We start from the raw sequence: 14,077 nt of genomic DNA, 5'->3' as shown, positions 1-14,077 counted from the left end.
CCTACCTTTCGGATGCCGGACGGGGACGGGGGACCGTCCGGGCGAGCATCGACCGGGCCAGGGCGGGCACCGCCGCGGCGATCTTGCGGGCCTCGGAGACCCGGTGGCGGGTGCTCCACACGTCGTGGCCGGCGGCGGCGATCTCGTCCAGGATGGCGCGGTAGAGCCGGAACGCCGTGGCGACACACGGACGGGCGACCGGATCGAGCATGGCGATGCCGGGCTCGGCCTCCCGGTAGAACCCCTGGTTGACCTCGACCAGGGCGGCGACCGCCCGGCGGGCGCGCGGGTCGGGCCGGCGGGTGCGGGCGCAGTGCGCCAGCAGGTCGCGGTCCACCCCGTGGTCGGCCAGCACGTCGGCGGGCAGGTACACGCGCCCCCGGTCGAAGTCCTCCGCGGTGTCGCGGAGGAAGTTGGTGAGCTGGAAGGCCTCGCCCAGGGCGGCCGCGGGCCGCTCGGCCTCCTCCCGCGGCACCACCGTGCCCAGCACGGGCAGCACCTGGAGGCCGATGACCGCCGCCGACCCGTACATGTACTCGCGCAGGTGGTCGAGGTCGCGGTAGTCCGTCACGGTGAGGTCCATGCGCATGGAGCGCATGAACGCGGTGAAGTGCGCGGCCGGGAGGCGGTACCTCCGCACGGTGTGCGCCAGGGCCCGCAGCACGGGGTCGCCGGGCTCGCCGCCGCCCAGCGCCCGGCCCAGGTCGGCGTCGACCGCGTCCAGCCGGGCCGCCTGTCCGGCGGCCGTGGCACCGGGCCCGGGCTCGTCCACGATGTCGTCCACCCAGCGGGCGAACCCGTACAGGGCGTGCACCCCGGGCCGCCGGTCCGGCGGCAGGACCCGGGTGGCGGTGAAGTAGGTGCGCCCGTGGCGGGCGTGCAGCTCACGGCAGCGCAGGTAGGCGCGGCGCAGGTCCTCCGGGGCGATCCCGGCGGCGTCGAGTTCTGCGGTGGCGGTCCTCATCGTCCCCCCGTTCGCTCCACCACGCGGGCGGCGGCGAGCTTCCCCGAGATCAGCACGGTCGGCAGGCCGACCCCGGGCGTGGTCCCGCACCCGGCCAGGGCGACGTTGGCCAGGCCGGGGACGGTGTTGCGGGGCCGGAACGGCCCGGTCTGGGCGAAGGTGTGCGACAGCGAGAAGGGCGTGCCGTGCGCCAGCCCCCGCCGGGCCCAGTCCGCGGGGGTGACCAGGTGCTCGGTCCGGACCGCCGTGTCCAGGCCGGTGAGGCCGCGCTCCTCCAGGGTGGACACCAGGTGGTCGCGGTAGCGCGGGCCCTCGGCGGCCCAGTCGATGCCGCCGACCGCCAGGTTGGGGGCGGGCGCCAGCACGTACAGGGACTCGTGCCCGGCGGGGGCCAGGGACGGGTCGGTGTGCGTGGGCCGGGTGACCAGCAGGGACGGGTCCCCCATCACCCGCCCCTCGCGGATGATCTCGTCGAAGGTGCGCTCCCAGGCGCCGCCGAAGGAGATCGTGTGGTGCCCCAGCCGTTCCCAGGTGCGGTCCACCCCCAGGTGCAGGACCACGGCGGACGGCGAGTAGCGGAGCGGGACCCGGCGCCGGGGAGCGCCGCCCAGCAGCCGGTACGCCGCGGGCAGGTCGGCGGTGACCACCACCTGGTCGCAGGGGAAGCGCTCGCCCGACTCCGTGACGGCGGCGGTGACCCGGTCGCCGGAGCGTTCCAGCGAGGCCACGGCGTCGCCGTAGCGGAGCACTCCCCCGGCCTTGGCCGCCGCGCCCGCCAGGGCGTCGCCGAGGGCGCGCATGCCCCCGCGCGGGAAGTACACGCCCGCCACGGTGTCCATGTAGGCGATGACGGCGTAGGCGGCCAGGGCCCGCCCCGGAGCCACGCCCGCGTACAGGGCCTGGAAGGAGAAGATCCGCCGCAGGCGCTCGTCGCGCACGTGCCGCCCCACCGCCCGGGAGAGCCGCCCGAACCCGCCCAGGGCCGCCAGCCGCACCAGGTCCGGCCGGGCGAGGTCCAGCAGCGAGTCGAACTGCGCGTCGATGAAGGTGCCCATCTCGGCCCGGTAGAGGCGGGTGAGCCAGTCGCGGAGCCGGAGGTAGCCGTCGGCCTCGCGCTCGCCGGCCACCCGTGCCACCTCGGCCGCCATGGCGTCGGCGTCGGTGTGGACGTCGATGGTGGAGCCGTCGGCGAAGTCGGCGCGGTAGGCGGGGTGCAGCGGGACCAGGTCGAGGCGGTCGGCGACGGTCTCGCCGACCGCCCCCAGGGCCTCGTCCAGGAGTTCGGGCATGGTCAGCACGGTGGGCCCGGTGTCCATCCGGAAGCCGTCCTGGTCCAGGCGGCCCGCCCGTCCCCCCGGATGGGCGTCGCGCTCCAGGACCGTGACCTCCCGCCCGGCCCCCAGCAGGTGCAGGGCGCAGGCCAAGCCGGACAGCCCCGCGCCGACGATGACGACCCGGCCCCGGCCGGGTGCGGTGCGGCGGCTCACGCGGCCTCCCCCAGTCGGGCGGCCAGGCCGGCGAGGACGTCGCGCACCGGTTCGGGCAGGTCGATCCCGTCCAGGTGGGAGACGCCGCGGGCGGCCAGGCCCCGGCAGTGCTCGGCGACCCGCTCCCGGGCGCCCAGGCCCTCCAGCACGGCGGCGGCCTCCGCCGGGTCGGCCCCCGCCCCGACCCGCTCCAGGAGGTCCAGGCCCGCCGTGTCGCCGCTCTCGCGCGCCAGGCGGGTGCCGAGGGCCAGCAGCAGGGTGGTCTTGCCCTCCAGGAGGTCGTCGCCGACGGGTTTGCCCGTGGACCCGCTGTCGCCGTAGGCGCCGGCCAGGTCGTCGGCGAGCTGGAAGGCGACGCCGACGTCCCGCCCGTAGGAGCGCAGCGCCTCGGCCACGGCCGGGGGCGCCCCGGCCATGGCGGCCCCCAGGTGCAGCGGGCGCTCCACGGTGTAGGAGGCGGTCTTGAGCCGGTCGATGCGCAGCGCGAGGGACTCCGAACGGGACCCCCTCGCCTGTCCGCGCACGTCCAGGTACTGTCCGGCGATCATCTCGGTGCGGATCTCCCGCCAGACCGCGCGGCCCGCCTCGGGGCGGGGCACCCCGGGCAGGGCCTCGGCGAGCATGTCGTCGGCCCAGGCCAGGGCGAGGTCGCCGACCAGGACGGCGAGGGACTCGCCGTAGCGCCTCGCCTCCCCCGACCAGGCGTTCTCGCGGTGCTCGTCCTCGTGCCGCCGGTGGACGCAGGGCGCGCCGCGCCGGGTCGCGGAACCGTCCATGACGTCGTCGTGGACCAGGGCGCAGGTCTGGAGCAGTTCCAGGGACGCGCAGGCGACCAGGGCGTGGTGGGCGACGGGGCCGGACACCGGGCCGCCGCCGGCGCGCCAGCCCCACCAGGCCAGCGAGGAGCGCAGGCGCTTGCCGCCCTCCAGCGTGAAGGCCGCGGTCTGCGCGGCGGTCCCGGCGGCGAACTCGGGGTCGGTCTGTTCGGCCCCGAGCAGGCGGCGGCGCAGGTGGTCGCGGAGCACCTGGTCGAGTGCCGGCCGCGGGTCGCCGTGGACGTGGTGGATTCGGAGTGCTCCGGGACCGTTCAGAACCGGTTCGATGTCTGCCTCCCCTGGACGGGTCATGTCATGGACAACTATCTCGGAAATCATGAATCTCGGCAACCGAGCTATTGCCTTCGCTCCCCCGGATCCGGCAAGGAGGAACCGGGGGTTCCGTTGGCCGTAGACTCGGGGTGACCGAAGTCCGAACACCGGGGAGAGAGGAACCGTGGACACCGTGTCGACCACCTCCCCCACCGGGCCCGACGAGGCCGCGGTGAGGTTCGGCCACTACCGGTCCCTCCAGAACGACGGGCAGATGCTCGCCGTCCGGCTCATCAAGCTCCTGCACCGGATGGCCGACCGCTCCGGGATGAACCCCACCGACTTCCAGTGCTACACGCTGCTACGGGTCGCGGGCACGATGACACCCGGAGAGATCGCCTCCAGTCTGTGCCTGTCCACCGGCTCGGTCACCGGCGTGATCGACCGGATGGAGGCCCACGGCCTGGTCGAGCGCACCCGCCACCCCGAGGACCGGCGCAAGGTCGCCGTGCGCCTCACCGAGAGCGCCGAACTCCGGGCGCCCGAGACCGCCCCGGGTATGCGCGCCGCCATGACCGCGCTGCACGAGGGCTACACCAACGACGAACTGGCCGTCATCGTCGACTGGCTGGGCCGGGTCGGCCGCACCCTGGACGGGCTCGCCGAAGCGCCCTGAACGCCCCTTTCCGCCGGAACCGTCCGCCCCTGCGGTGATCCGTCACCGACCCTCCGCACCCGCGCGGCTCACCGCCGTGTCCCGGAGCCGCTCTTACGATGCCGACAGACCAGTCCGTATCCGGCTTCGCACCCGGCCGACACTCCACCCGGGGACCCCCGCCGAGGTTGGGGAGGAGTCGTCATCTCGACCCTGCGCACCTACATCCGAGAGCACACCAACCCCGCGGTCTTCGCGGTGTCCGGGATCGTCATCATCGCCTTCGTGGTCCTGGGCATCGTGTTCACCGACCCCCTCCTGGACGCCGCGACGGCGACCCGGGACTGGATCGGGACCAGGCTGGGGTGGCTGTACGTACTCGCCACCACGTTCTTCCTCGGCCTGGCCCTGTTCCTGATGTTCAGCAGGTACGGCAACATCCGGCTGGGCCCGGACGACTCCCGGCCCGAGTTCGGGACCGTCGCCTGGTTCGCCATGCTCTTCACCACGGGCATGGGCATCGGCCTGGTGTTCTGGGGCGTCTCCGAGCCCATCCACCACCTGCACTGGCCCCGGACGGCCGCGTTCCTGCCCGGCGAGGACGGCGCCCCGCACGTCGAGGCCGCCGGCGAGGCCATGGCCCTGAGCTTCTTCCACTGGAGCTTCCACCCCTGGGCGATCTACATCGCCCTGGGCGTCTCGCTCGGCTACTTCACGTTCCGCAAGGGACTGCCGCTGCGCCCCGCCTCCGCGCTCTACCCGCTCCTGGGCGACCGGGCGTTCGGCTGGCCCGGCAACCTCGTGGACATCCTCGCGGTCTTCGGCACGATCTTCGGCCTGGCCACGTCGCTGGGCCTGGGCACCCTCCAGATCGGCGGCGGCATCCAGCACGTCTTCGGCATCGAGTCGAACCCGCTCGTCCACTCGGTGCTCATCGTCGTCATCACCGGCATCGCCCTGCTCAGCGTTCTGGCCGGGATCGACAAGGGCATCCGCCGCCTGTCGGTGATCAACCTGTGGCTGGCGATCGCGCTGATGCTGATCGTCTTCCTGCTCGGGCCCAAGCTGTGGATCATCAGCATCACCACCACGGGCCTGGGCGAGTACCTGGACAACCTCGTCCCGTGGAGCCTGTCCTTCCCCAGCTCTCTGATGGACGAGCAGGCCGCGAGCTGGACCACCACGTGGAGCATCTTCTACTGGGGCTGGTGGATCTCCTGGGCGCCGTTCGTCGGCATCTTCCTGGCCCGCGTCTCCTACGGGCGGACCATCCGGGAGTTCGTCATCGGCGCGCTGTTCGCACCGGTCGTCGTCTCGGTCCTGTGGTTCGGGGTGTTCGGCGGCTCCGGCCTGTACTACGACCTGTTCGAGGGCGGCGGGCTCAACGCGCTGGCGGAGGAGGACCGGGCGTTCCGGCTCATCGAACTGCTGCCCCTGGGCCAGATCGCGGGCGTGCTCGTCTCGGTCCTGCTGATCATCGTGGTGGCGGTCTTCTTCATCACCTCCTCCGACTCCGGCTCCCTCGTGGTGGACATGCTCACCAACGGGGGCGACCCCAACCCGCTCAAGGCCCAGCGGGCGTTCTGGGCGATCAGCGAGGGCGCCGTGACCCTGGTCCTGCTGGTCCTGGGCGGGGCCGACGCCCTCTCCGCGCTCCAGGCGGCGGCGGTGGTCACCGGGCTCCCGTTCGCGGTGATCCTGCTGTTCATGTGCTGGGGGCTGGCCAAGGCGCTCAAGGACGAGCCCCGCAGGCACGGGCCCAAGATCGTGTACGAACCCGAGGACCAGATGCCGTCCTACCGCCCGCCCGGCGGCCGCTAGCAGAAGGGGCCCGCGATGGCACCGAAGAAGTTCAGCAACCCCTTCCACGGGGTCGTGGACATGATCACCGAGATGAACCGGGTCTCCGACGCCATGGCGTCGATCGAGACCAGCCAGACGGGCCTGCGCGAACGCGGGTACGCCGACGCCTGGAGCCCGCCCACCGACATCCTCGCCCGCGGCGAGGACCTGGTCGTCCGCTGCGAGGTGCCCGGGGTGTACGAGGAGGACGTCGCCGTCAGCTTCAACCACGGGGTCCTCACCATCAGCGGGGAGCGCAGGCGCGACGAGGAGGGAACGGTCGTCTACTACTCGTCGGAGCGGTTCATGGGCACCTTCCGCCGCGAGATCACCCTGCCCGAGGGGGTCAGCGAACGCGACGTGGAGGCCTCCTACGGGGAGGGTCTGCTGGAGGTGGTGGTGCGCGGCGCGGCCAACGCCGCCGCGCCCAAGACGATCTCCGTCCGCAGGCGCAAACGGGGCTCCTGAGCCGGGCGGCGGCGCCTCCCGGGCGCCGCCGCCCGGAACCGGCGGGAACCGCCCGCCCCCGCACGACGACTCCGATGACGGAAGGGCCGTCTCCGGTACGGCCCCGAATCGGAGGAACGATGCAGTACACCCGCACCGCCCGCGCCCTGCCGATCGCGGCCGTGCTCGGCCTCGCCCTCACCGCCTGCGGCACGGGGACCCCGGCCGACACGCCCCGGGGCGCGGCCGCCGAGTCCGCCCCGCCCTCTCCGGCGGCGGAGCAGGCGGAGGCCTTCTCGATCACCGACCCCTGGGTCAAGGCCGTCACCGCCGAGGAGGGGATGACCGCCGTGTTCGGCGAGGTGGCCAACGGCTCCGACGCGGAGATCGTCATCGTGGCGGCCGAGCACCCGGCGGCGGAGACGGTCGAGCTGCACGAGGTCGTCACCGAGGGCACCGAATCCACCATGCGCGAGATCGACGGCGGGTTCCCCGTGGAGCCCCGGGGCACCCGTGCCCTGGCGCCCGGCGGCGACCACATCATGCTCATGGGCCTCACGGAGGACCTGGAGCCGGGCATGGAGGCCACCGTCACGGTGGAGTTCGCCGACGGGTCGACGGCGGAGTTCACCGCTCCGGTGAAGGAGTACGCGGGGGCCGACGAGGAGTACGAGGGCGACGGCCACGGCGGAGGGGGCCACGGGGACCACGGGGACGGCGGGGACCACTGATGGACCGGACCGTCAGCAGACGCGGCCTGCTCCTGGGCGGCGCGGCGGCCGGCGCGGGAGCGGTCGGCGGAGCGCTGGCCCACCGCTGGGCGGCCGGCGCGCCTACCGCGCCGCAGGAGGCCGCTGCGCTCCCCCTCAACGGGGAGCGGACCGTGCCCTTCCACGGGCCCCGCCAGGCCGGGGTGGAGACCCCGCCGCAGGCGCACGCCGCGTTCACCGCCTTCGACCTGGGCCGGGACGTGGACGCCGAGGGGGTGCGCCGGCTGATGAGGCTGCTCAGCGACGACGCCGCCCGCCTGACCCGGGGCGAGCCCGCCCTGGCCGACACCGAACCCGAGCTGGCGGCCGTCCCGGCGGGCCTGACCGTCACGTTCGGGTTCGGCCCGGGCCTGGTGGAGCGGGTGGACCCGGACGCCGTGCCCGGCTGGCTGCGGCCGCTCCCGGAGTTCGACCACGACGACCTGGACCCGCGCTGGGGCCAGGCCGACCTGCTCGTCCAGGTGTGCGCCGACGACCCGGTGACGGTGGCGCACGCGGTGCGGATGCTCGGCAAGGACGCGCGCGCCTTCACCGAGCCCCGGTGGACCCAGAGCGGGTTCCGGCGCGCCCACGGCTCCGAGGCCGACGGCACCACCATGCGCAACCTCATGGGCCAGGTGGACGGGACGGTCAACCCGCGCCCGGGGACCGCCGACTTCGACCACCTGGTGTGGCGGGAGGCCGGACCGCCCTGGCTCGCCGGGGGCACCGGGCTGGTGCTGCGGCGCATCGAGACCCACCTGGACACCTGGGACGAGCTGGACCGGCCCGCCCGGGAGGCGGTCATCGGCCGCCGCCTGGCCGACGGGGCGCCGCTGACCGGCGGCGGCGAGCACGCCGAGGTGGACCTCGCGGCCACCGACGCCACCGGGCTGTCCGTGATCGCGGACTTCGCCCACGTGCGCCGCTCCCGCACCGACGACCCCGAGGAGCGGATCTTCCGGCGCGGCTACAACTACGACCTGCGCGACCACGGGACCCCGGAGGCGGGGCTGCTGTTCGCCTCCTACCAGGCCGACCCGGTCCGCCAGTTCGTCCCCATCCAGCGCAGGCTGGACGAGCTGGACCTGCTCAACGAGTGGGTCACCGCCGTCGGCTCGGCCGTGTTCGCCGTCCCCCCGGGCTGCGCCGAGGGCGGCTACGTCGGGGACACCCTGCTCGAAGGCTGACCGGGCGCACAGCGGGCCCGCGCCCCGCCCGGTGCGGGGTGCGGGCCCGTACGGCCGGCCGGGAGGTCAGAAGGTGCGGCCCTCGTCGTAGGGGCCGATGACCGCGAGCGCCCGCGGGCGCGACAGCAGCTCGGCGGCGACCTCGGCGACCTCGGCGTCGGTGACGGCGTCGAACCGGGCCAGGTCCTCGTCGATGGAGAAGTGGCGCGGGTGGTTCAGCTCGTGCCCCAGCAGGCGGCCCATCCGGGCGTTGGTGCCCTCGCTGCCCAGCACCAGGGAGCCCTGGATCTGCCCCTTGGCCCGGCGCAGCTCCTCGTCGGTGATCCCCGACGCCGCCACCTTGGCCAGCTCGTCCCGGCACACCCCGATGACCTCGTCGGCCTTCTCCGGCAGGCAGCCCGCGTAGATCTGGAAGGTCCCGGTGTCGGCGTAGCCGGTGTGGTAGGCGTGCACCGCGTAGGCCAGGCCGCGCTTCTCGCGCACCTCCTGGAACAGGCGCGAGGACATGCCGCCGCCCAGGGCGGCGCTGAGCAGCCGCAGCGCGTGCCAGCGCGGGTCGGTGCGCATGATGCCCTCCGACCCCAGGATGATGTGCGCCTGCTCGGTGTCGCGCGGCTGCACCACCTGGCCGCCGAAGGTGGGGACCGGGCCGCCGCCGATGCGCGGCCCCGCCGGGCGGGCGTCGCCCGCGGCGGCCAGCCGCTCGGCGAACATCTCCCGGACCTGCTCCACCACCAGGTCGTGGTCCAGGCTCCCGGCCGCCGTGACGATCAGCTCCGAGGGGACGTAGGCGTCCCGGTACTGCTCGGCGATCCGCTCCCGGGGCAGCGCCTTGATGGTGTCGATGGTGCCCAGGATCGGCCGCCCCAGCGGGGTGTCCCCGAAGAAGTGCGCCGCGTAGACGTCGTCCACCAGGTCGGCGGGCTCGTCCTCGTACATGGCGATCTCCTCCAGGATCACGCCGCGCTCGGTCTCCACCTCGCCCTCGTCCAGCACCGAGTTGGCGACCATGTCACCGACCACGTCGATGGCCAGCGGCAGGTCGCGGTCGAGCACCTTCGCGTAGTAGCAGGTGTGCTCCTTGGTGGTGTAGGCGTTGTGGTCGGCGCCCACCCCGTCCAGCAGCGCGGAGATCTCCAGCGCCGACCGGGTCCGGGTCCCCTTGAACAGCAGGTGCTCCAGGAAGTGCGCCGAACCGGCGTGCGCGGCGTCCTCGTCGCGCGAGCCCGTGGTCGCCGAGATCCCGAACGCGGCGGAGCGCCCGCCGGGGATGTGCTCGGTGACCACGCGCAGTCCGCCGGGCAGCACGGTCCGGCGCACCAGGCCGGAGCCGCCGTCCGCTTCCAGCAGCGTCACGGTCGTGCCCGGCTCCTGCTCGGCGGCGATGGGGACAGAACTCATGAATCCTTCTTCTTCGCGTCGTGTGCGTGGGACCTACCGCCCGAGGATACGCGGTGGGGGCGGCCGCACCCACGGTGCGACCGCCCCCTCACGTGTTCAGAGCGGATCAGGTGTTCTCGGAGCGGCTGCTCGAGCGGCGGCGGCGCCGGCGCGGGGCGCCCTCGCCGTTGTCGCCGTCCTTGTCCTCGGCCTCGGCCGGGGCGTCGCCCTCGGCCGGAGCGGCCGGAGCCGCCTGGGCGGCCTCCGCCTCGACGACCTCGACCGGGACCAGCGACAGCTTGCCGCGGTCGTCGATCTCGCGGATCTCGACCTGGATCTTCTCGCCGATGCTGATCACGTCGTCGAGGTTCTCGATCCGCTTGCCGCCGTGCAGCTTGCGGATCTGCGAGATGTGCAGCAGGCCGTCCTTGCCGGGCAGCAGCGACACGAACGCGCCGAACGTCGTGGTCTTGACGACGGTGCCCAGGTAGCGGTCGCCGACCTCGGGCATCGTCGGGTTGGCGATCTGGTTGATCGTGTCGCGGGCGGCCTCGGCCGAGGGGCCGTCGGTGGCACCGATGTAGATGGTGCCGTCGTCCTCGATCGTGATCTCGGCGCCGGTCTCGTCCTGGATCGAGTTGATCATCTTGCCCTTGGGGCCGATGACCTCGCCGATCTTGTCGACGGGGACCTTGACGGTCAGGATGCGCGGAGCGTTCGGGCTCATCTCGGCCGGACGCTCGATGGCCTCCTGCATGACGTCGAGGATCGCCAGGCGCGCGCCGCGGGCCTGCTGGAGCGCGAGCGCCAGCTGCTCGGCGGGGATGCCGTCGAGCTTGGTGTCGAGCTGCAGGGCCGTGATGAGCTCACGGGTGCCGGCGACCTTGAAGTCCATGTCGCCGAACGCGTCCTCGGCGCCGAGGATGTCGGTGAGGGTGACGAACTCGTCGCCCTCGCTGATCAGGCCCATGGCGATGCCGGACACCATCTCCTTGAGCGGCACGCCGGCCGACAGCAGGGCCATGGTGGAGGCGCAGACCGAGCCCATCGAGGTGGAGCCGTTGGAGCCCAGCGCCTCGGAGACCTGGCGGATGGCGTACGGGAACTCCTCGCGCGAGGGCAGGACCGGGATCAGGGCGCGCTCGGCGAGGGCGCCGTGCCCGATCTCGCGCCGCTTGGGCGAGCCCACCCGGCCGGTCTCACCGGTGGAGTAGGGCGGGAAGTTGTAGTTGTGCATGTAGCGCTTGGTCTTCTCGGGGTTGAGAGTGTCGACCGTCTGCTCCATGCGCAGCATGTTCAGGGTGGTGACGCCCAGGATCTGGGTCTCACCGCGCTCGAAGAGCGCCGAGCCGTGGACGCGCGGCAGCACGCCGACCTCGGCGGACAGCGGGCGGATGTCCTTGGGGCCGCGGCCGTCGATGCGGACCTTGTCGCGCAGGACGCGCTCGCGCATCAGGTTCTTGGTGAGCGAGCGGAAGGCGGCCGAGACCTCCTTCTCGCGGCCCTCGAAGTCCTCGGCGAGCTTCTCGGCCGCGGCGGCCTTGACCTTGTCCAGCTCGGCCTCGCGGTCCTGCTTGTCCGCGATGGTCAGCGCCTTGGACAGGTCCTCGCGCACGGCGGAGTCGACGGCGGAGTACACGTCGTCCTCGTAGTCGAGGAAGATCGGGAACTCGCCCTCCTCGCGGCTGGTCTGGTCCGCGACGGCCTGCTGGGCGCGGCACAGCACCTTGATGAAGGGCTTGGCGGCCTCCAGGCCCTCGGCCACCGTCTGCTCGTTGGGGCCGACGGCGCCCTCGGCGACCAGCTTGAGGGTGTGGACCGTGGACTCGGCCTCCACCATCATGATCGCGACGTCGCCGTCCTCCAGGACGCGACCGGCGACCACCATGTCGAAGGTGGCGTTGTCCAGCTCCGAGTGCGTCGGGAAGCCGACCCACTGGCCGTCGATCAGGGCGACGCGCACGCCGCCGATCGGACCCGAGAAGGGCAGCCCGGCGATCTGGGTGGACATCGAGGCGGCGTTGATGGCCACGACGTCGTACAGGTGGTCCGGGTGCAGGGCCAGGATCGTCTCGACGATCTGGATCTCGTTGCGCAGACCCTTCTTGAACGACGGGCGCAGCGGCCGGTCGATCAGGCGGCAGGTGAGGATGGCGTCCTCGGAGGGACGGCCCTCACGCCGGAAGAACGAGCCGGGGATGCGGCCGGCCGCGTACATGCGCTCCTCGACGTCCACCGTCAGCGGGAAGAAGTCGAGGTTGTCCTTGGGTCGCTTCGAGGCGGTGGTGGCGGACAGCACGACGGTCTCGTCGTCCAGGTACACCGTCGCCGAACCGGCGGCCTGGCGGGCCAGGCGACCGGTCTCGAAGCGGATGGTACGGGTGCCGAACTTGCCGTTGTCGATGACGGCTTCGGCAGAGTAAACGCCCTCCATGGGCGACCTCCTACTACACGTGTTCGCGTTGGGATGCGCCGGACCCGCTGGTCCGGCGCGTGTGTTCGTTCCCCGCGTCCGTGCCCCGGAGTTGATGACGGCCGGTCATCGATCGAAGCCCACGGGGTCCCGTGACGGGACCTTCCGGAGGCCACTACCGAGGACCGGCCTCGACTCTGCGGCCGAGGGAGTGATGGGCGCGGGTGGTCTCTGTTCAGTTGGCGTGCGGGTGCGGCGGTGACCGCCGACACGTACACCCTACTAAGAAAGGGGGAGCGGCCGAAGCCGCTCCCTCCGACGTCCTAGCGGCGCAGGCCCAGGCGCTCGATCAGCGAGCGGTAGCGGGTGATGTCCTGCTTGGCGATGTACTTGAGGAGACGGCGGCGACGGCCGACCATCAGGAGCAGGCCGCGACGGCTGTGGTGGTCGTGCTTGTGGTCCTTGAGGTGCTCGGTGAGCTCGGTGATGCGGTGCGTGAGCAGCGCGACCTGGACCTCGGGGGAGCCGGTGTCGCCCTCGCCGGTGGCGTACTCGGCGATGATCTTCTCTTTGGTGGCGGCGTCGATCGACACGTCGTTCCTTTTCTCAATGATTCGGTACGCAGGGCGAACCCGGCCGGAAGGGACCGGGGTCAGACGCGGTGACCACGCGTACGAACAGTCACCGTCGGGTGTGCCGCGCGGCTCCCGCCGACGGCGGGAGGACATCGCGCTCCCCCTCGGGTCACGCTACCGTGACCTCGTGCGGGGCACACGTGGACGACTCCACCCTACCGCAAACACGGAGGGCGCGGGCGTGCACGCAGCGTGGGGGCGGTCTCCCCGGCTCAGGAGACCCCCAGGACGGCGCGGCAGCGCTCGACGTCGCGCCGCATCGCGACGATGAGGTCGTCCAGCCGGTCGAACCGTTCCTGGCCGCGGATGCGCTCGGTGAAGTCCACGGTCATCCGCACCCCGTACAGCTCCAGGTCGTCGCGGTCCAGGGCGTAGGACTCCACGGTCCGCTCGGCGCCGTCGAAGGTGGGGTTGGTGCCCACCGAGATCGCGGCGGGCCAGCGCGACTCGCGGCCCGGGACCGGCTCGACCCGGCTCAGCCAGCCCGCGTACACGCCGTCGCCCGGGACGGCGGTGTGCGGGGGCAGGTCCATGTTGGCGGTGGGGAAGCCCAGCAGCTCGCGGCCGCGCGCGGCGCCGTGCACGACCTCGCCCTCGACCCGGTGCGGGCGCCCCAGCAGCGCGGCGGCCCCGGCGACGTCGCCGTCGGCCAGCAGGCCGCGCACCCGGGTGGAGGTGATGGCCTCCCCGTCGGCGACCAGCGCGACCCCGTCCGCCGTGAAGCCGAACTCCCCGCCCAGGCGGGCCAGCTCGGCCACGTCTCCGGCGGCCCGGTGCCCGAACCGGAAGTCCTCGCCCACCACCACGGCCGCGGCGTGCAGCCGGTCGACCAGGAGGCCGCGCACGAACTCCTCGGGGGTGCGCGCCGACAGGTCCTTGGTGAACGGCATGACGCACACGGCGTCCGCCCCGTACCCGCCGAGCAGCTCGATCCGCCGCTCCACCGGCGTGAGCACCGGCGGGGTCACGCCGCGCAGCACCGCCTCCGGGTGCGGGTCGAAGGTCACCACGACCACCGGCAGGTCCAGCTCCCGGCCCCGTTCGACCGCGGTCGCCAGGAGGGCCCGGTGTCCCCGGTGCACACCGTCGAAGACACCGACGGCCACCACGGACCGCCCCCATCCGGAGGGCACGCCCTCCGGCCCGTCCCATCGCCGCACGTCCGACTCCCCTTCGTCACGAGGCCAGGCGGAGGGCCCTGCGGCCCCCTCGCCCCAAGCCTGCCAC

Annotated in this window: 12 protein-coding genes; 5 read left to right on the top strand and 7 right to left on the bottom strand. The window is 73.2% G+C overall.

Features of this window, described 5'->3' with window-relative positions; genetic code table 11:
• Position 1: 1 nt before the first annotated feature.
• From KGD84_RS06850 to KGD84_RS06840, 3 genes are read right to left on the bottom strand one after another with little or no spacing between them, the layout of a single operon-like run.
• Positions 2 to 964: a phytoene/squalene synthase family protein gene (locus tag KGD84_RS06850; RefSeq protein WP_220559414.1), complete on the bottom strand. Its 963-nt coding sequence runs from the start codon at positions 962 to 964 to the stop codon at positions 2 to 4.
• Positions 961 to 2,451: a phytoene desaturase family protein gene (gene crtI, locus KGD84_RS06845; RefSeq protein ID WP_220559413.1), complete on the bottom strand. Its 1,491-nt coding sequence runs from the start codon at positions 2,449 to 2,451 to the stop codon at positions 961 to 963. The genes KGD84_RS06850 and crtI overlap by 4 nt, the downstream gene beginning before the upstream one ends.
• Entirely contained in the window at positions 2,448 to 3,578 is a 1,131-nt protein-coding gene (locus KGD84_RS06840; protein ID WP_220559412.1) for a polyprenyl synthetase family protein, read from the bottom strand. The genes crtI and KGD84_RS06840 overlap by 4 nt, the downstream gene beginning before the upstream one ends.
• 145 nt (positions 3,579 to 3,723) lie before the next feature.
• On the opposite strand from KGD84_RS06840, the gene KGD84_RS06835 reads away from it, so the two are divergent.
• The 5 genes from KGD84_RS06835 to KGD84_RS06815 all read left to right on the top strand — a co-directional run bounded on the left by KGD84_RS06835 (position 3,724) and on the right by KGD84_RS06815 (position 8,422).
• On the top strand, positions 3,724 to 4,215 hold the full coding sequence (locus KGD84_RS06835; RefSeq protein ID WP_370634421.1) for a MarR family winged helix-turn-helix transcriptional regulator: 492 nt from the start codon (positions 3,724 to 3,726) through the stop codon (positions 4,213 to 4,215).
• 237 nt (positions 4,216 to 4,452) lie between these two features.
• Positions 4,453 to 6,015, top strand: coding sequence for a BCCT family transporter (locus KGD84_RS06830; RefSeq protein WP_220559411.1), 1,563 nt, complete (start codon positions 4,453 to 4,455; stop codon positions 6,013 to 6,015).
• A gap of 15 nt (positions 6,016 to 6,030) precedes the next feature.
• A complete protein-coding gene (locus tag KGD84_RS06825) occupies positions 6,031 to 6,504 on the top strand; it encodes an Hsp20/alpha crystallin family protein (protein ID WP_220559410.1) in 474 nt (157 codons plus the stop codon).
• 119 nt (positions 6,505 to 6,623) lie between these two features.
• The gene (locus KGD84_RS06820; protein WP_220559408.1) at positions 6,624 to 7,214 is read left to right on the top strand and encodes a copper chaperone PCu(A)C; all 591 of its coding nucleotides are present in this window, start codon (positions 6,624 to 6,626) and stop codon (positions 7,212 to 7,214) included.
• Positions 7,214 to 8,422, top strand: coding sequence for a Dyp-type peroxidase (locus KGD84_RS06815; RefSeq protein ID WP_220559407.1), 1,209 nt, complete (start codon positions 7,214 to 7,216; stop codon positions 8,420 to 8,422). The genes KGD84_RS06820 and KGD84_RS06815 overlap by 1 nt, the downstream gene beginning before the upstream one ends.
• Before the next feature lie 66 nt (positions 8,423 to 8,488).
• Here the strand turns inward: KGD84_RS06815 and KGD84_RS06810 are convergent, their stop codons facing one another.
• The 4 genes from KGD84_RS06810 to KGD84_RS06795 all read right to left on the bottom strand — a co-directional run bounded on the left by KGD84_RS06810 (position 8,489) and on the right by KGD84_RS06795 (position 14,010).
• Positions 8,489 to 9,823, bottom strand: a complete 1,335-nt coding sequence (locus tag KGD84_RS06810; protein ID WP_220559406.1) for a M16 family metallopeptidase — start codon at positions 9,821 to 9,823, stop codon at positions 8,489 to 8,491.
• Positions 9,824 to 9,929: 106 nt separating this feature from the next.
• Positions 9,930 to 12,236 (bottom strand): polyribonucleotide nucleotidyltransferase, encoded by a 2,307-nt coding sequence (locus tag KGD84_RS06805; RefSeq protein WP_220559405.1) that lies wholly within the window; start codon positions 12,234 to 12,236, stop codon positions 9,930 to 9,932.
• Between the two features lie 302 nt (positions 12,237 to 12,538).
• Positions 12,539 to 12,808 (bottom strand): 30S ribosomal protein S15, encoded by a 270-nt coding sequence (rpsO, locus tag KGD84_RS06800; protein ID WP_220559404.1) that lies wholly within the window; start codon positions 12,806 to 12,808, stop codon positions 12,539 to 12,541.
• A gap of 254 nt (positions 12,809 to 13,062) precedes the next feature.
• Positions 13,063 to 14,010 (bottom strand): bifunctional riboflavin kinase/FAD synthetase, encoded by a 948-nt coding sequence (locus KGD84_RS06795; RefSeq protein WP_220559403.1) that lies wholly within the window; start codon positions 14,008 to 14,010, stop codon positions 13,063 to 13,065.
• Between the last annotated feature and the right edge of the window lie 67 nt (positions 14,011 to 14,077).

This window comes from Nocardiopsis changdeensis (genome assembly GCF_018316655.1).
Classification (GTDB): domain Bacteria; phylum Actinomycetota; class Actinomycetes; order Streptosporangiales; family Streptosporangiaceae; genus Nocardiopsis; species Nocardiopsis changdeensis.
The sequence above is the reverse complement of the archived record's forward strand: the minus strand, read 5'-3'. Positions and strand labels throughout refer to the sequence as shown.